Origin of the sequence: Amycolatopsis anabasis, from assembly GCF_009765355.1 — a bacterium.
Taxonomy (GTDB): domain Bacteria; phylum Actinomycetota; class Actinomycetes; order Mycobacteriales; family Pseudonocardiaceae; genus Amycolatopsis; species Amycolatopsis anabasis.
Genome location: NZ_VTHK01000017.1, coordinates 36,452 through 53,606, shown reverse-complemented (window position 1 = coordinate 53,606; position 17,155 = coordinate 36,452). Strand labels below are relative to the sequence as shown.

The window sequence follows — 17,155 nt, the reverse complement described above, 5'->3', positions numbered from 1 at the left end:
GTTCAGGTGAAGTACCTGCTGATCATGCAAGTCAACCCGGCCATCCTGGAAGCGCTGACCGAGGAGGAGCGCGAGGCGGTGATGAACGGCCACCAGGAATTCATGCGGACCATCGAGGAATCCGGCGAGATGATCAGCACGCACGGGCTCGCCGATCCGGCCAACAGCGCGGTCGTGCGGTCCCAGGGCGGCGTGCCCGCGGTGACCGACGGGCCGTTCCTGGAGGCCAAGGAGTTCATGGGCGGCTACTACCTGGTCGACGTGGAGAGCAAGGAACGCGCCATCGAACTGGCCCGGATGATCCCCGATACGAAGATCGACGGGCTGGCCGTCGAAGTTCGTCCGGTGATGTTCTCGGCCGGGACCGACATGTGAGCGAAGGCCGCTCGATCGAGGACCTGCTGCGCCCGCTGGCGCCGCAGGTCCTCGGCGTGCTCGTCCGGCGGCACGGCCGGTTCGACGCCTGCGAGGACGCGGTGCAGGAGGCCCTGCTGGCCGCGGCCCTGCAGTGGCCCGAGCAGGGCGTGCCCGGGGAGCCGGTGGCCTGGCTGATCACCGTCGCCGGGCGGCGGCTGGCCGATCTCGCGCGCAGCGAGGTGGCGCGGCGGCGGCGCGAGGACACCGTCGCCGCCCGAATCCCGCCGCACGCCCTGTTCGTCGCCGGGCCCGGCGAGGACGGCGGCGGGCAGCACACCGACGACACGCTGACCCTGCTCTTCCTGTGCTGCCACCCCGAACTCTCGCCGCCCTCCCAGCTCGCGCTGACCCTGCGCGCGGTCGGCGGGCTGACCACCGCCGAGATCGCGAGCGCGTTCCTGGTCCCGGAAACCACGATGGCCCAGCGCATCAGCCGCGCGAAACAGCGGATCAAGGCCACCGGCGCCACCTTCCGCATGCCCGGCGAGCCCGAGCGCGCCGAACGGCTGCGCGTGGTGCTGCACGTGCTGTACCTGATCTTCAACGAGGGCTACACCGCCACCTCCGGGCCCGACCTGCACCGGCCGTCCCTGACCGCCGAGGCGATCCGGCTGACCCGGCAGGTGCACCGGCTGCTGCCCGAGGACGGGGAGGTGACCGGGCTGCTGGCCCTGATGCTGCTCACCGAGTCCCGCCGCGACACCCGCACGACCCCGGACGGCGTGATGATCCCGCTCGACGACCAGGACCGCACCCGGTGGGACCGGGACCTGATCGCCGAGGGCACCGCCCTGATCAGCCACGGCCTCGCCCACCACTCGCTCGGCCCGTACCAGCTGCAGGCGGCCATCGCCGCCGTGCACGCCGAAAGCCCGAGCGCCGAGGACACCGACTGGGCCCAGATCCTGATCCTGTACGGGATCCTCGACCGCATCGCGCCGAACCCGGTGGTCACCCTCAACCGCGCGGTCGCCACCGCGATGGTGCGCGGGCCGCGGGCCGGGCTGGACCTGCTCGCCGAACTCGAAACCGATTCCCGGGTGCCGGGGCACCGCCTCGACGCGGTCCGGGCGCATCTGCACGAACGCGCCGGTGATCGCGAAACCGCCCGCGAGTACTACCGGAAGGCCGCCCGCGGCACGCTCAGCCTGCCCGCCCAGCGCTACCTCCAGGCGCAGGCGGCCAAACTCGCTTGACAGTCCCCGCGCCGGATGGTGAAGATCCGAGCCAGCGTCGCGGTGTACCCGGCAAGCAGATCGCCGAGGACATGGAGGCGCCGGATGCTGGGACGATCTTGGAAACACCCACCGAGCCGGACGGCCGCCTCGCGGCCTTCGGCCATCAGCTGATCGAAGTGCACCTCTGGCTCCGCGAGGAGCTGGACCGCCTGCGCGCGGATGTCGATTCCTTTTTGGACGGTCACGGGGAGCGGCCACGCGAACTGCGGGCGCACTGCCTGACCTTCTGCTCGGCGCTGACCCGGCACCACACCGGCGAGGACGCCGGGGCGTTCCCCGCGCTGGCCGAACGGTTCCCGGAACTGCGCCCGGTGCTGGACGAGTTGCGGCGCGATCACCACCTGGTGACCGAGGTCCTGCGCGAACTCGAAGCGCTGCTCGACGGCCTGGCCCCGGGCGCGGGCCCGGGCGAGGCCCGGCGCGTGCGCACCGAACTGGACACCCTGGCCGCCCTGCTGGAAACGCATTTCACCTACGAGGAGAAGCGGATCGTCTCGGCCCTCAACGCGCTGGACGTGCCGGGCTGGGCCGAGCGGGAACCGGATTTCCTGCGCACCGACCGGCGGTGATCACGTCCAGTGCGCGGGGCGGCGCAGCGACGGCGGCAGTTTCGTGCCGTCGTCGCCCTTCGCCGCGTTGACCTGGGCCTGGGTGAGGAAGATGCTCCCGGTGAGATCGGCGCCGCGCAGATCGGCGTCCCGGAAATCGGCGCCGATGAGATCGGTCGTGCGCAGATCCGCGCCCTTGAGGTTCGCCCCGATGAGGTAGGCCCCGCGCAGGGTGGCGCCGCGCAGGTCCGCGCCCTTGAGGTTCGCGCCGATCAGATCGGCTCCCCTGCGGTCCTTCTTCTTCCGCGGCCCGGCTCCGGCGCGCACGAGTTCGCTCGTGCGCAGCAGCAGGACGTTGACGCCTTCCCGGTGCGCCGCCACATCCAGGTCGCGCAGGGTTGCGGGATCGGCTCGCGTGAGGCGTTCGGTCTCCGCGAGCGCGCGGCCGAGTTCGGGGTGCAGCGAGCGAGCCTCGGACAAGGAAAGCGCCTCGGTCAGGTACCAGAGGAGTTCGTGGAGCTGCCGCATGATCGGGAAGACCTCGAACATCCGCTTCGCCGTGCCCGGCGACTCCCGCCAGCTCCGCCCGCCGAAGGTGACCTGGGAGACCTGCTGCCCCGCGCCGAAGCAGTCGTAGACGGTGCAGCCCGCGAACCCCTCCTGCCGGAGGCGGGCGTGGATGCCGCAGCGGTAGTCCTCCCGCAGGTTCCGGCACGGGTCCCCGGCGGGCTTGTCGATCGGGAAGTCCGCCGACGGCGAGAAGGCCAGTGCGACGCAGCACAGGCCGAAGCAGTTCGCGCAATCGGCGCGCAGGCGGGTTTGGTCGGACAACGTGCGAAAACTCCAGGTGTTCGGTGGTTCAGCCCGAGGTGGCGAGCTGCGCGGCCCGGGAGGCGAGGTAGCGCTGCTCGGGCACGCTCAGGGTACGGCTCGCGGCCAGTTCGTACTGCTCGCGGGCGGTGTCCCGGTCGCCGGCGAGGTCGAGCAGGTGGGCGCGGACGGCGTGCACCCGGTGGTGCCCGGCGAGCGCGGGGTCGGTCTCCGCCTCGGCGAGCTGCGCCAGCCCGGCCCGCGGCCCCTGGACCATGGCCAGGGCGACGATCCGGTTGAGCGTGACCATCGGGCCGGGCGCGAGGTGGCGCAGCAGTTCGTACAGCCCCAGGATCTGCGGCCAGTCGGTGTCCTGCGCGCTCTTGGCCTCGTCGTGCACCGCGGCGATCGCGGCCTGCAGCTGGTAGGGGCCGATCGGCGCGGTGGCCAGCGTCTCGGTGATCAGGGCGAGCCCCTCGGCGATCGCTTCGGCGTCCCACCGGCCGCGGTCCTGCTCGGCGAGCGGCACCAGGGCGCCGTCCGGCCGGGTCCGCGCCGGGCGGCGGGCGTCGGTGAGCAGCATGAGGGCCAGCAGCCCGGTCACCTCGCCGTCGGCGGGCAGGCGCTCGCGCAGCTGCCGGGTCAGGCGGATCGCCTCGGCGGTCAGCTCGACGCGGTGCAGCGCGGCACCGGAACTGGCGGTGTAGCCCTCGTTGAAGACCAGGTACAGCACGTGCAGCACCGCGGCGATCCGCTCGGCGAGTTCGTCCGGCGGGGGCATCCGGAATTCGGCGCCACCGGCCTTGATCCGCTGTTTCGCCCGGCTGATGCGCTGGGCCACGGTGGATTCCGGGACCAGGAACGCGCGGGCGATCTCCGGGGTGCTCAGCCCGCCGACGGCACGCAGGGTCAGCGCCACCTGGGAGGCCGTGGTGAGGGACGGGTGGCAGCACAGCAACAGCAGGGTCAGCGTGTCGTCGACGGCCGGGACCGGATCGGGGTCCGGCGGCGCCATCGCGGCGACGGTCTCCTCGCGGCAGCGGCGGGCCGACTCGTTGCGCCACAGCTCGATCCGGCGGCGGGACGCGGTCCGGATCAGCCACCCCTTCGGACTGCCCGGCACCCCTTCCTCCGGCCACTGGACCGCGGCCGCGAGCAGGGCCTCCTGCACCGCGTCCTCGCAGGAGTCGAAGTCGCCGTAGCGGCGCACGACCGCGCCGAGCACCTGCGGCGCCAGCTCGCGCAGCAGGGTTTCGATCTCGTCGCTGTTCTTCACCGGCGCCTCCAGCATTCGCCGGAATCTTCTCATCCGGGACGTCGAATCCTCCCCCGGTGGCTTCGACGTCCCGGACGAGAGGCGCCCGACGGGGGCGCCGGAGAGCCTGGGAGGGCATCGTGAACGCACCGGTCGACACCGCGGTGAGCCAGGACGAGGCGCGGATCCGCGAACTGCTGGCCGAACAGGAGTCCGCGATGCGGGCGAAGGACCCCGAGCGGCTCGTGGCCCAGTACGCACCGGAGATCGTCCGGTGCGACCTCGCCCCGCCCCTGCGGACCGCGGGCGCCGAGGTCCTCGACCCGCGTGGCATGCGGGAGTGGTTCGCCACCTTCGACGGGCCGCTCGAGTTCGACATCACCGACCTCTCGGTGGCCGCCGGCGCGGAGGTCGCCTACTGCCACGGCCTCTACCGCCTCTCGGCGAAACCGCAGGGCGAGCCGGAGAAGTTCGAGCTCTGGTTCCGCGGGACGGTGTGCCTGCGCAAGATCGACGGCGCCTGGAAGATCACCCACGAGCACACCTCGACGCCGTTCTACATGGACGGCTCCTTCCGCGCCGCGGTCGACCTCAAGCCGTAGCCCCTCGCCGAGTCACCGGGGTCGTGAGTGTTTGGGCCGGTTGGAACCGGTCGGAACACTCACGACCCCCGAACCCGGCAGGTTCCCGGTAGCGTGCGGTATGCGGATTTTCGTTGTGCTCGCGACGATCCTCGGCCTGACCACGATCCCGGCGCACACCGCCGCCGCGGCCGGGGCGACCGGCTCGTGCCCGGGGAACAAACCGGCCGTCACCACCTTCCACACCGCCACCGACTGGTACGAGAACCTCGAGTTCGACGGCCGCGGCCGGGTGTGGCTGGCGAATCTGACCGGTAACCGGCTGGAGGCCTACGGCCCGGCCGGTGACCTCCGCGCGACGGTTCCGCTGCCCGCGCCCGGCGCGATCCGGCGGGGACCGGGCGGCCAGCTGTACGCCAACTTCGGCAACAACCCGGCAAGCCATGCCGCGCCTTCGGGCGTGGTCCGGTTCGATCCCGATCGCCCGGCCCCCGAGCCCTACGTCACCGGTGACGTCCTGGGTTCGGCCAACGGCGCCGAATTCGACGCGGCGGGGAACCTGTACGTCTCCGATCCGTTCGCCGGGCTGGTCAAGTTCCGCCCCGGTGGCCACGTCGACCCGGACTGGCGGGTCCCGCTCTACGGCGCCAACGGGGTCACCACCCTGGGCGGGCAGGTGTTCACCACGCTGCTCCTGGATCCCCGTTCCCCGATCGTCCGGGTGCCGCGGGCCCGGCCCGGCGAACACGAGAGGCTGGCCGAACTGTCCCCGTCCGGGGAGGGCGAGCTGCTCGACGATCTCGCGGTCGGTCCCGACCACCGGCTCTACGCGACCACCTACGGCAGCGGCGAGCTCTACCGCGTCGATCTGCGCGGCCGGTCCTGCCTCCTGCTGTCCGGTTTGGACCGTCCGACCTCGATCCGGTTCGCCCGCGGCTTCGGGCGGCCCGGGGACGCCTACCTGACTCAGGCCTCCGGTTCGGTGCTGCGCTTGCGGTTCGACTGAGCCGCGGCCAGCAGGATCCGCAGCAGCTCGTCCGGCGCCTCGCCGATGATGTTGTGCCCGTACGGCAGGGAATGCACGTGCCAGGCGGGATCATTCCGGAGCCGCTCGAAGGTCCCGGCGAACGGGGTTTCCTCGAACGCGGCCAAATACACGAAGTCGCGGCGCCGGATCCGGGCCGCCGCCCCGGTGAGGCGAATGCGCTGGAGGGCGGCGGCCAGCGGATGCGGGGTCGTCCGGGGATCCAGGCCGGGGAACGGGTCGAACGTGTAACCGTTCACTCCGGTTCCGGCCAGGTACTGGCGCTGCCAGTACTCCCCGGCCAGGTCCCACATCGAATCCCCGTCCCCCGGCACGAAGGCGTCGACGTGGACGACCGCGTCGATCCGTTCGGGGACGCGGTCGGCGGCCCCGGCGATCACCATGCCGCCCGCGCTGTGCCCGCACAGCACGGCGTCGGTGATGTCCTCGGTCTCCAGCAGGCCCACCACGTCTTGGATGTGCGTGTCCAGGTTCACCGAGGCGCTGATCAGGTGAGCGCGGTCGCCGATCCCGGTCAGGGTCAGCGGATGGGCCGTGTGCCCGAGCTTCCGCAGCTCGCGCACGAGTGGTTCGTACCACCAGCCGCCGTGGAAGGCGCCGGGCACCAGAACGAACGTGGTCATGTGTCTCCCCCTCAGGCCGGGCGGATGTTGTGGTTGCTGCGGAAGGTGTTCGCCGGGTCGTAGACGGCCTTGAGCTCGGCGAGACGCCGGAGGTCGGCGGGCGCGTAGATCTCGGCCGCCTGCTCGGTCGCGGTGCTCTCCCCGAAGACGAAGTTCAGCGACCGGCCGACGGTCTGTTCCCGCGCCGCGTCGAAGAATCGCTTGTGGACGGACCGGATCACGTCCACGTCGAAACCGTCGGTCGGGGACAGCACGCGCAGGATGTACCGGGCTTCCCGGCGCCCGACGGCGTTGGGGACGGCCGGTTCGCGTGAGACCGCGCCGCCGAGGTGCCGCACCTCGACGATGCACGGGACCGGTGCGCTGGGCCCGGAGATGTCCACGATCCGTTGCGGCACCGCGGGATCCAGTTCGGTGAGCAGGGCGCTGTTCCCGAGATAGCCGTGCGGCGTGGTCGGATCGTGGTAGATCGAGGCGGATTCGGTGAACGGCAGTTCCCGCACCGAGTCGACCAGGGCCGGGGCGATCGCGCGCAGCGGCGCCACCAGCCGCTCGCCCTCCGCCGGGTCGCCGGTGTAGACCACCCGGACGGCGACGGCGTACTTGCCGCGCAACGGTTCCGGGGCCCAAGGGGCGTCCGGGAACGGGAGCAGGGACACCGACGTGGTCATCTCGTCGGGCAGCGTGGTGGTCCATTCCCGGTACGCGTTCAGGATCTCCGCGGCATCGGTGGCGCCGTCGAAGGCCACCTCCCCGCCGTAGAGCCGGGTCACCGGGACCAGGCCGACCTCCAGCCCGGTCACCACGCCGAAGTTGTCCCGGCCGCCGCGCAGCGCCCAGAACAGGTCCGGCTCCGCTTCGGCGGTGACCTGCCGGAGTTCGCCGTCCGCGGTCACCACGTCGAGGGCGCGCACGTGGTCGGCGGCGTAGCCGTACTGGCGGGCCATCAGGCCCAGGCCGCCGCTGAGCGTGTAGGACACCACGCCGACGTGCGGGGAGGATCCGCTCAGCGGGGCCAATCCGTGCTTCGCGGCGGCGTCGATCAGCCGTTCCGCGCGCACCCCCGCCTCGACCCACGCGGTCCCCCTGTCCGCGTCGATCCGGACCCCGGTCATCCGGCGCGTGCTGATCAGCACGCCGCCTTCGTTGGCCACGGAGAGCCCGTGCCCGGTCAACTGCACGGCCACCGGCAGGCCGCGCGATCCGGCGTACCGGACCGCGGCCTGGACGTCCGCCGCGTCGAGGGCGCCGACGATCACCGCCGGGCGGTGGCCGAAGGCGGTCTGGAAACCGGCCCGCTCCTCGTCGAAACCGTCGTCACCGGGACGGAAGACGGGACCGCGCACGGCGGTGAGGTCGAAAGTCTGGGATTCGGTGTTGGTCATGGCACCGACCCTAAGGACGCTTTAGGACACCGGGTGTCCTCAATCCGTGGCAAGCTGATTTTTGTGACGACGAACATGCCCGCCCGGATGCTGCGCCTGCTGACGTTGTTGCAGAGCCGTCGCGAATGGACCGGCGCCGAACTCGCCGAGCGGCTCGAGGTCACCGGCCGGACCGTGCGCCGGGACATCGAACGGCTGCGGGAACTGGGGTATCCGGTCGAGGGCACCACCGGGACCTCGGGCGGGTACCGGCTCGCGTCCGGCCGGAACCTGCCGCCGCTGGTGCTGGACGACGACGAGGCCGTCGCGGTGGCCGCCGGGCTGCTCACCGCGGCCGGGGGCAGCGTGTCCGGGATCGAGGAGACTTCGGTGCGCGCGCTGGCCAAACTGGAACAGGTGCTGCCCGCGCGGCTGCGGCAGCAGGTCGCCGCGGTCGCGGGGGCGACCGTGCCGGTGTTCCTCCGCGGCGGGCCGCGGGCCGAACCGGCGACGCTCGCCGTGCTCGCCACCGCGTGCCGCGATCACGAGCTGCTGTCGTTCGAGTACACCGGGCGCGACGGGACCCCGAGCTCGCGGCGGGTCGAACCGCATCACCTGGTCACCGTGTACGGCCGGTGGTACCTGATCGCCTACGACCCCGACCGGGACGGCTGGCGGACCTTCCGCGCGGACCGGCTCGCCCATCCGTCGCCGACCCACCGGCGGTTCACCCCGCGCGAACTGCCCGCCCCGGACGCGGCCACCTACCTGGCCCGCACCCTGACCTCGGCGCCGTACCGGTACACCGCGGAACTCACCGTGCACGCGGCGGCGCCGGTGGTCTCGGGGCGGCTGGGCAAGCTCGTGGCGCAGATCCCCGGGCGGGTGGACGCCGCCGACTCCGGAACCTGCACGGTCCGCCTGGGCGGCGACGACCTCGACCTGGTCGCGCAGCACCTGATGGCCGTGACCGCCCTGGGCCACCCCTTCACCCTCGACCAGGCGACCCCCGAACTCCGCGACCACGTGCACACCCTCACCGGCCGCCTGCACACCGCCACCGCACCTCCGGGATCGTGACCGGGAGCAAGGGACCTTTACTACGGTTCAACCGGAGTAAATCTCCCTTGCTCCCGCGAGACCGGAGCAAAGGTCCCTTCCTGCCGGTTTCTCCGGGAGCAGGGGTCAGCCGGGGAGGCGGGTGGTGCGGACCAGGGTCATATCGGCGAGGCGGACCGGTTCTCCGCAGCACTCGCACACGGTCCGCGGCGTGAAGACCTCGCCGCAGCTGTGCCGCCACACCGTGGGCGCCGGGCCCTCGGTGACGTAGCGGTCGCCCCAGTCCATCAACGCGATCAGCACCGGATGCAGCGCGCGCCCGGGTTCGGTGAGCACGTATTCGTACCGCGGTGGGTGCTGTTCGTACTGCCGCTTCTCCAGCACCCCGGCTTCGACCAGCTTGCGCAGCCGCGCGGTGAGGATGTCCCGGCTCGCGCCGGTGTTCCGCGCGATCTGGTCGAACCGCCGCACCCCGAGGAAGACCTCGCGCAGCGCGAGCAGGCTCCACCGCTCGCCGACGATCGCCAGCGCGTTCGCGATCGAGCACGCCCGGGGCCGGTCTGTCATGTCGCCATCGTCTCAGAGGTCCGTCTTGATTTCCAACTCAGGAGGTGAAACCGTGAGTTGGAGTTTCCAACTCACTAACTTCAGGAGGGCATCATGCGAGACGCGGTCATCGTGGAAGCGGTCCGGACGCCGATCGGCAAGGGGAAGCCCGGCGGCTCGCTGCACCACGTGCATCCGGTGACGCTGCTGGCCGAGACGCTGCGCGCGCTGGTCGAGCGGACCGGGATCGACCCGGAACTGATCGACGACGTGATCGGCGGGACCGTCGACCAGGTCGGCGAGCAGGCGCAGAACACCACCCGCTGGGCGGCCCTCGCGGCCGGGCTGCCGGAAAGCGTCCCCGCCACCACCGTCGACCGGCAGTGCGGCAGCAGCCAGCAGGCCGTGCACTTCGCGGCGCAGGGCGTCCTGGCCGGGGCCTACGACGTGGTGATCGCGTGCGGGGTCGAGTCGATGAGCCGGGTGCCGATGTGGTCGAACGTGCCGCCCGGCACCGACCCGTTCGGCCCGAGCCTGGCCGCCCGGTACCCGGAAGGCCTTGTGCCGCAAGGAATCAGCGCCGAGCTGATCGCGGCGAAGTGGGCGATCAGCCGGGAGGCCATGGATTCCTTCGCGCTCACCTCGCACCAGAAGGCGGCGAAGGCGCACGCCGACGGCCTCTTCGACAGCCAGCTCGTGCCGATCGGCGACGTGGTCACCGACGAATCGGTCCGTCCGGGCACCTCGCTCGAGGCGCTCGCCGGGCTCCCGCCGTCCTTCGTCGATCCCGCGATGGCGCGACGGTTCCCGCAGATCGACTGGTCGGTCACCGCGGGCAACACCAGCCCGATCAACGACGGCGCCTCGGCGGTGCTGATCACCTCCAGCGAGGTCGCCGCGCGGCTCGGCCTGCGCCCGCTGGCGCGCCTGCACAGTTTCGCGGTGACCGGTTCGGACCCGCTGCTCATGCTCACCGGCATCGTCCCGGCCACCGAGAAGGTGCTGCGGCGCGCGGGTCTGCGGCTGTCCGACATCGACCTGTTCGAGGTCAACGAGGCCTTCGCCAGCGTGGTCCTGGCCTGGCAGCAGGAAACCGGCGCCGACCTGGCCAAGGTCAACGTCAACGGCGGCGCGCTCGCGATCGGCCACCCGCTCGGCGCGAGCGGCACCCGGCTGATGGGCACCCTGGTCAATGCGATGCGCCAGCGCGGCGCCCGGTACGGCCTGCAGACCATGTGCGAGGGCGGCGGCCAGGCGAACGCCACCATCCTGGAAGCACTGTGAACCGAGTTGCGCGCCCGGGACCGCCATCGGCCCGCCGCGGCAGGAAGGGACCTTCACTCCGGTAGAACGGGAGCGAGGGACCTTTACTCCGGCCTAACCGGAGTAAAGGTCCCTTGCTCCCGGTGTAGGCGGTTCAGGCCGGGTGGCGGATTCCTTCGTAGATCCGGGTGCTACCGGATTCCCCGTGACCCTCGGCCACCTGCTGGTCGAGCAGCTTCTGGACCACCCCGGGCACGTCGACCGCGATCCCCTGGTCCCGGCTGACCCGCACGATGCTGTCGATCGCCGATTTGGTGAAGTTGACGTTCTGGACCTCGCTCGCGTAGTCGCCGCTGTCGATGACCTTCGCGAACTCGGGCAGGATGGGCGCGAGCGCGGTGAGCCAGCCGACCACCGTCGGCGCGAACTCCGTCGCCTGCACCCCTTCGGTGCCGACCAGCGCGGTGGCGTGCAGGAACCCCGCGAACATCGAGTACATCGCCGAGAGCAGCGCCAGATCGTGCAGCGAGGCCAGCCCGGCGTCCTCGCCGTGGAACCGGCTCTCGCCGAGCAGGTCCAGCAGCGCGCGGTGCTCGTCGAACGCGGTCCGCGAACCGCTGTACAGCAGCAGCGAGCCCGGCTGGGCGATCATGTCCGGGGTGGCCATGATCCCGCCGTCGAGATACGTGATGCCGTGCCGGGCGGCCCATTCGGCGGTTTCGCGGGCCTGCGCCGGGGTGCCGGTGGTGAGGTTCACCACCACGCGGCCGGAAAGGGTTTCCGCGAGCGGGTCGAGCAGTTCGTGCACGGTGGGGTAGTCCAGGACGCAGACGACCACCACCGGGCTGGCCGCGACCGCTTCGCCGACCGTCGCCGCGCGCACGGCTCCCCGCGCGACCAGTTCGTCGGCCTTGGCCGCCGTGCGGTTCCACACGGTCGTGGTGCGGCCGTCGGCGAGGAACGCGCGCGCCAGGGCCCGGCCCATCTCGCCGAGGCCGAGGACGGTCGCGGATGCGGCCGAATTGGTGTCGTTCACTGTGGTTTTCTCCGGTTTCGATTGCTTCTCCGACGTGGCGCGCCGGTGCAATCGTTTCCCGCCACGGTCATGTCGACAAGTACCGACAAATAAGTAGGTGGTTACCCGGAGGTAAGTCATCGGGCTGCTCGGTCCGGGCACCGGGGTACCCGGAACGGAGCAATTCGGTGGGCGGCGAAAAGCTGGAGCGGTTCGGCGCTCCCACCCGTCGAACCGCCCCAGCCTCCCCCTTCTCCCCCAGATCGCGGTGGCACCCCCGGTCTTGACCACCGCTGTGGCCGTGTTTATCGCCTTTCATTTGTTCGGTGTCGGTATCTGGACGCCGAACAACGACTCCCGAACAATGTGTCGCCGGAAAAGGGAGTGATGGGGTGGCTCGTCGAGAGCGTCCACTGGAGGTGGGCGACGGTGTGCTGCTACGGTTCGCCGCGGACCTGCGGAATCTCCGTGAACAGGCCGGTAGCCCGACCTACCGGGAGCTCGGGCAGCGGGCACACTACTCGGCCGGGACGTTGTCCGATGCGGCCGGCGGGCGGAAACTGCCCTCGCTGGGCGTGACGCTGGCCTATGTCCGGGCCTGCGGCGGCGATCCCGTCGAATGGGAACGGCGCTGGCGGACGGTCGCCGCCGAGTTGCAGGCGGAGGAGACCGGGAACGGACCGTCCGAGGACGACGAACGCTCGCCGTATGTCGGGCTGGCCGCCTTCGGCACCGAGGACGCCGACCGGTTCCTCGGCCGCGAGCGGCTGATCGACGAGGTGCTCGCCCGGCTGGCCCGGTACCGGCTGGTGCCGGTGTTCGGCGTGTCCGGCGCCGGCAAGTCCTCACTGCTGCGCGCCGGGGTCCTGCCCCGCCTGCGGGGCGGCGACTCCGACGGGCTCGCGGTCGTGTTCACCCCCGGCGCGCGGCCGCTGGAGGAATGCGCGATCCACCTCGCCCGGCTCACCGGTTCGACCGCCGGCCTGCTGCGCACCGAACTCGCCGCCGATCCGGAGAACCTGCACCGCGCGGTGCGCCAGGCGGTCGTCGACCGGTCACCGTCGGCCGAGCTGGTGCTGGTGGTCGACCAGTTCGAGGAGGTGTTCACGCTCTGCCGGGACGACGAGGAGCGGAGCCGGTTCCTCGACGCGCTGCTGCGGGCGACCGGCGCGGAGAACAGCCGCTGCCGCGTGGTGCTCGGCGTGCGGGCCGACTTCTACGCGCACTGCGCCGCACGTCCCGAGCTCGCGCGGGCGCTCACCGAGACGCACGTGACCGTCGGCCCGATGACCACCGACGAGCTCCGCCGGGCCATCACCGGCCCCGCCGTGCAGGCCGGCTGCGCGGTGGAGGGCGCGCTGCTGGCCCGGATCGTCGCCGACGCGACCGAGCAGGCGGGGGTGCTGCCGCTGATGTCGCACGCCCTGCTGGAAACCTGGCGGAGGCGTCGCGGCAACACCCTCACCCTGGCCGGTTACGAAGCCGCGGGCGGCATCCACGGCGCGGTCACCAAGACCGCCGAAAACGCCTACACCGCGCTGGAACCCGAGCAGCAGCGGCGGGCGCGGCAGATCCTGCTGCGCCTGGTCGCCCTGGGCGAAGGCACCCAGGACACCAAGCGCCGGGTGGCCCGGTCCGAACTGGACGAGGACGCCAACACGGCCGTCGTGCTGGACACCCTCGCCGACGCGCGGCTGGTCACCCTCGGCCAGGACAGCATCGAGATCGCCCACGAGGCCCTCGTCCGGCACTGGCCGCGGCTGCGCGGCTGGCTGGCCGAGGACCGGGACGGCCTGCGCATCCACCGCCAGGTCACCGAGGCCGCGGCGGATTGGGAGGCCGTCGAACGCGATCCCGGGGCGCTCTACCGCGGCGTCCGGCTCAGCCTCGCGCGCGCCTGGGCGGACGAGCACTGCGACAGCCTCACCGACCGGGAGTCGGCTTTCCTGCGCGCGAGCATCACCGCCGACGCGCGGGAACAGGCCGCGACCCAGCACCGGACCCGGCAGCTGCGCGTGCTCGCCGCGACGCTGGCGATCCTGCTGGTGGCCGCGGTCGCGATCTCGGTCGTGGCGATGCGGGCCCGCGACGACGCGGTCGTCCAGGGCAACATCGCGACCTCGCGCCAGCTCGCCGCGGAGGCGCAGACCGCGGCGGGCCGGGACGTCGCCCAGGCGATCCGCGCGGCGCTCGAGGCGTACCAGCGCTACCCCACCCCCGAGGCGCGCAGCGCGGTGCTCAGCCTCGCGTCCCGGCACGACTACGACGCCCAGCTCCCGGCGCCCTACGGGGTGAACGCCGAGGTGGCGTTCAGCTCGACCGGCGGCTGGTTCGCCACCCCCGGGAAGCCGGGGACCATCGAGCTCTGGGACCTCGGCAGCCACACCCGGATCCGGGAACTGAACGGGCAGTTCGGGCAGGTGGTGACGCTGACGTTCAGCGTCGACTCGGAAGGCCGCGAACACCTGGCGGCCGGCACCTCGGACGGGCAGATCGTCCTCTGGGACGTGGGCAGCGGAACCGAACTCAACCCCCGGATCACGGTGGGCGGTGGCGTGCGGCGGATCCGGCTGAGCCCGGACGGACGGACGCTGGCGACCGTCAACACGAGCAACGTCGTCAAGCTCTGGAACGCCACGCACGGCACACCCCTGGCGACGGTGACCGCGCCGGCCGGGCAGTCCGTGGCCGCGGACATCGCGATCCGGCCGGACGGCCGGGAACTGGCCTTCACCGACGCCGACGGGCGGATCGGCCTGTGGGACCTGACCGGTTCCGCGCCGGTCGCCACCCTGCCGGTGGCGCGGTACCCGTGGCACACGCTGGCCTACAGCCCGGACGGGCGGATGCTCGCCGTCGCCGGGCCGGGCACCGAAATCACCTTGTGGGACACCGGAACCCGGCAGCACATCGCGGATCTCCCCGGGCACCAGACCGCGGTCCTGAGCCTGGCCTTCGATCCGACCGGCGGGCGGCTCGTTTCGGTCGACGCGCATTCGAACCTGTTCGCGTGGGACGTGGCGCGCCGCGCGAAGATCGGGCAACTGGTCAAGAGCCGCAACAATTCCATCACCAGCGCCACGTTCAGCCCGGACGGCCGGTTCATCGCGGGCACCGGCAGCGGCGGGAGCACGCTGCTGTGGAGCCGTTCCCAGTTGCCGTTCCTCGGCCACACCGACACCGTCGCCGGAATCGCCTACAGCCCGGACGGGTTCAGCATGGTGAGCCGCAGCATCGACGGGAACCTGATCTTCTGGGACAACCAGCGCCACCTGCGCCGGGTGCTGGCGCCCGGCGGCACTCCGGTGAACCTGCGCAACCTCGGCCCGCCCGCGTACAGCCGCGACGGCCGGCTGCTGGTGACCAGCGAGCCGACCGGCGCGGTGCTCCGCGACACGAACACGTTCGACGTGGTGGACACCGTGTCCGGCCCGGTCACCAAAGCGATCTTCAGCCCGGATTCGCGCACGCTCGCGATCCTCGGCGCGGGCGTGCCGATCCGGCTGTGGGACATCACCGCGCGGCGCGCGGTCGACCGGGTCCTCGACGGCGACGTCCCCGTCGACCTGGCCTACGCCCCGGACGGGCGGCTGCTCGCGGTCGCGACCAGGGGCGGCGTCGTGCAACTGTGGGACACCACCACCTACACCCCGCGGGCGACGCTGAAGGTCACCGACGGACCGGCGCTCGCGGTCACCTTCAGCCCGGACGGCAAACGGCTCGCGGTGACCGGTCCGCGCGGCCCGGAGGGGAAGGTGTCCATCTGGGACACCGAGACCTTCGCCCGGATCGCCGAGCTGACCAGCCAGACCGACCAGATCTCGTCCACCACGTTCAGCCCGGACCAGCGTTTCCTGGCCACCATGGGGACGGACAACACGGTGACCCTGTGGGACGGCGCCACCTACACCGCGTGGGCCACGCTCACCGGGCACACCGCCCCGGTCAGCGCGATCGCGTGGAGCCCGGACGGCACCCTGGCCAGCGGCAGCCGCGACCAGACCATCATCCCGTGGACCACCGACACCCACGACGCGATCCGCCGCCTGTGCACCAGCCTTTCCCACGACTTCCCCAGCCCCGCCGATCCACCGGCGCTCTGCGACGGCCCCTGAGTTCAGGCGTCGGGCGCGCGCCGGGACATCGGCGCCTCCGGAACCAGATGGCACACCAGCAGTTTGAGGTAGAAGAAGGGCACGAACCAGCCGAGCGCGCCCGGCAGCGGGGCCAGGATCTCGTTGAGCGCCACGGCCGCGAGCAGGGTGGCCATCGCGACCGGCCGCTTGACCTCCAGCGGGACGAACTCGACGAGCAGCGCCGAGCCCGCGAGCACCACCGCGTTGAGCAGGAACCACGGCCACGCCCCGGTTCGCAGCACGAAGGCCACCGCGGCGAGGTGCAGCACGTGCACGCCGACGAACAGCAGCCGTTCGCGGGTCATCCCGGGCGCCTGCCGGTGGTACCAGCGCTTCGCCGCGTTGGTCGCGTTGGTGAGCACGCCGCCCACGACGTCGAACGCGATGAGCAGCGCGACCACGATCTGCCCGGCCGACCAGTCCCGGAAACCCCGCGCGGTCCACCACACCAGCAGGGCCAGGCACAGCACGCCGCCGACCGCCTGCACCAGGTATTCGCCGCGTTTCGCGCCCGGCCCGAAAAACCGTTGCAGCGCACCGGTCACACCGCGTGCGAGGGGTGGGATCGTCCAGTCGATCCGCACATCAGTCCGCATCGGTCGCGCTCCACAACCCGGCCAGCAGTCCCCACGCCTGCCGCAACGCGTCCGCCGGGGCGTCCGGCCGGGCCAGCATCCAGTTGTCCAGCACCCGGAACACCGCCGCGGTCGCGGCGAGCAGCAGTTCCCGGTCCACGTCCGCGCGGATCACCCCGAGGGCGCGGCCGTTGTCGATCAGCGCGCCGAGGTAGGCGTCGAACCGGTGGTCCGGCACCCGCGCCAGGGCCACGTCGACGAGCGCGAGGTCGTCCGGCCGCTCGGCGAGATGGCCGTGCAGCCGGGCGAAACCGTCGCGCAGTCCCCGCCAGAACTCAGCGGGCGAGGCAGCCTCCCGCCACGGGCCGAGGCTGCCGTGCAGCCGGGCGAGCAGATCGTCCAGCACGGCCGAAAGCAGGTCCTCGCGACCGTCGAAGTAGTGGTACGCCGCGGTTTTGGAGATCCCGGCCGCGGCGATGATCTTGTTGTAGGAGGCGGTGTCCGGACCGTGCTCGGCGAACATCTCCCGGGCGGTCCGGAGGATCTCCGCGCGCCGATCGCCCGGCAGCCGGGTGAAGCGGGGCAAGGGCATGTACCACAAGTACACCCCGCTGGTGCACACCTCAAGGTTCGAAGCTCGCGCGTAACCCGGATCACGGCCGCTCGTTTTGTGATCAGAT

At 71.9% G+C, this 17,155-nt stretch carries 16 protein-coding genes; 8 read left to right on the top strand and 8 right to left on the bottom strand.

Going from position 1 to position 17,155, the window contains the following annotated elements; all coding sequences use genetic code 11:
- Positions 1 to 6: 6 nt before the first annotated feature.
- The 3 genes from FXO23_RS22675 (at position 7) to FXO23_RS22665 (ending at position 2,224) form a co-directional block, all read left to right on the top strand.
- On the top strand, positions 7 to 375 hold the full coding sequence (locus tag FXO23_RS22675) for a YciI family protein (RefSeq protein WP_158887411.1): 369 nt from the start codon (positions 7 to 9) through the stop codon (positions 373 to 375).
- Positions 372 to 1,613 carry an RNA polymerase sigma factor gene (locus FXO23_RS22670; protein WP_158887410.1) on the top strand — a complete coding sequence of 414 codons (1,242 nt, stop codon included), beginning with the start codon at positions 372 to 374 and terminating at the stop codon, positions 1,611 to 1,613. Before FXO23_RS22675 ends, FXO23_RS22670 begins: the two co-directional genes overlap by 4 nt.
- A 98-nt stretch (positions 1,614 to 1,711) precedes the next feature.
- Entirely contained in the window at positions 1,712 to 2,224 is a 513-nt protein-coding gene (locus FXO23_RS22665) for a hemerythrin domain-containing protein (protein WP_246257677.1), read from the top strand.
- Here FXO23_RS22665 and FXO23_RS22660 read toward each other — a convergent pair whose 3' ends face one another.
- Complete coding sequence (locus FXO23_RS22660) at positions 2,225 to 3,034, bottom strand: pentapeptide repeat-containing protein (RefSeq protein WP_158887409.1); 810 nt, start codon at positions 3,032 to 3,034, stop codon at positions 2,225 to 2,227.
- Between the two features lie 28 nt (positions 3,035 to 3,062).
- Positions 3,063 to 4,304 carry an RNA polymerase sigma factor gene (locus FXO23_RS22655; protein WP_158887408.1) on the bottom strand — a complete coding sequence of 414 codons (1,242 nt, stop codon included), beginning with the start codon at positions 4,302 to 4,304 and terminating at the stop codon, positions 3,063 to 3,065.
- Between the two features lie 104 nt (positions 4,305 to 4,408).
- Here FXO23_RS22655 and FXO23_RS22650 point away from each other — a divergent pair, with 104 nt between their 5' ends.
- Together FXO23_RS22650 and FXO23_RS22645 are read left to right on the top strand one after the other, a co-directional pair.
- A complete protein-coding gene (locus FXO23_RS22650; protein WP_246257676.1) occupies positions 4,409 to 4,870 on the top strand; it encodes a YybH family protein in 462 nt (153 codons plus the stop codon).
- A gap of 100 nt (positions 4,871 to 4,970) precedes the next feature.
- Positions 4,971 to 5,855: an SMP-30/gluconolactonase/LRE family protein gene (locus FXO23_RS22645; protein ID WP_158887407.1), complete on the top strand. Its 885-nt coding sequence runs from the start codon at positions 4,971 to 4,973 to the stop codon at positions 5,853 to 5,855.
- Here the strand turns inward: FXO23_RS22645 and FXO23_RS22640 are convergent.
- Complete coding sequence (locus FXO23_RS22640; protein WP_158887406.1) at positions 5,816 to 6,517, bottom strand: alpha/beta fold hydrolase; 702 nt, start codon at positions 6,515 to 6,517, stop codon at positions 5,816 to 5,818. The two genes, FXO23_RS22645 and FXO23_RS22640, sit on opposite strands and share 40 nt — an antisense overlap.
- Before the next feature lie 11 nt (positions 6,518 to 6,528).
- A complete protein-coding gene (locus FXO23_RS22635) occupies positions 6,529 to 7,902 on the bottom strand; it encodes an FAD-binding oxidoreductase (RefSeq protein WP_158887405.1) in 1,374 nt (457 codons plus the stop codon).
- A gap of 75 nt (positions 7,903 to 7,977) precedes the next feature.
- Between FXO23_RS22635 and FXO23_RS22630 the strand changes: the two genes are divergently transcribed.
- A complete protein-coding gene (locus FXO23_RS22630; protein ID WP_425484892.1) occupies positions 7,978 to 8,961 on the top strand; it encodes a helix-turn-helix transcriptional regulator in 984 nt (327 codons plus the stop codon).
- A 105-nt stretch (positions 8,962 to 9,066) separates the two neighbouring features.
- On the opposite strand, the gene FXO23_RS22625 is transcribed toward FXO23_RS22630, so the two are convergent.
- Positions 9,067 to 9,507 (bottom strand): winged helix-turn-helix transcriptional regulator, encoded by a 441-nt coding sequence (locus tag FXO23_RS22625; RefSeq protein WP_158887403.1) that lies wholly within the window; start codon positions 9,505 to 9,507, stop codon positions 9,067 to 9,069.
- Between the two features lie 93 nt (positions 9,508 to 9,600).
- On the opposite strand from FXO23_RS22625, the gene FXO23_RS22620 reads away from it, so the two are divergent.
- Complete coding sequence (locus tag FXO23_RS22620; protein WP_158887402.1) at positions 9,601 to 10,770, top strand: thiolase family protein; 1,170 nt, start codon at positions 9,601 to 9,603, stop codon at positions 10,768 to 10,770.
- Positions 10,771 to 10,903: 133 nt separating this feature from the next.
- Here FXO23_RS22620 and FXO23_RS22615 read toward each other — a convergent pair whose 3' ends face one another.
- Positions 10,904 to 11,905, bottom strand: coding sequence for an imine reductase family protein (locus FXO23_RS22615; RefSeq protein ID WP_158887401.1), 1,002 nt, complete (start codon positions 11,903 to 11,905; stop codon positions 10,904 to 10,906).
- A 251-nt stretch (positions 11,906 to 12,156) separates the two neighbouring features.
- Here FXO23_RS22615 and FXO23_RS22610 point away from each other — a divergent pair, with 251 nt between their 5' ends.
- On the top strand, positions 12,157 to 15,879 hold the full coding sequence (locus tag FXO23_RS22610) for an nSTAND1 domain-containing NTPase (protein ID WP_158887400.1): 3,723 nt from the start codon (positions 12,157 to 12,159) through the stop codon (positions 15,877 to 15,879).
- A 2-nt stretch (positions 15,880 to 15,881) separates the two neighbouring features.
- On the opposite strand, the gene FXO23_RS22605 is transcribed toward FXO23_RS22610, so the two are convergent.
- Together FXO23_RS22605 and FXO23_RS22600 are read right to left on the bottom strand one after the other, a co-directional pair.
- Positions 15,882 to 16,496 (bottom strand): hypothetical protein, encoded by a 615-nt coding sequence (locus tag FXO23_RS22605; protein ID WP_158887399.1) that lies wholly within the window; start codon positions 16,494 to 16,496, stop codon positions 15,882 to 15,884.
- Positions 16,486 to 17,067 carry a TetR/AcrR family transcriptional regulator gene (locus FXO23_RS22600; RefSeq protein WP_218952128.1) on the bottom strand — a complete coding sequence of 194 codons (582 nt, stop codon included), beginning with the start codon at positions 17,065 to 17,067 and terminating at the stop codon, positions 16,486 to 16,488. Before FXO23_RS22600 ends, FXO23_RS22605 begins: the two co-directional genes overlap by 11 nt.
- Positions 17,068 to 17,155: the final 88 nt, after the last annotated feature.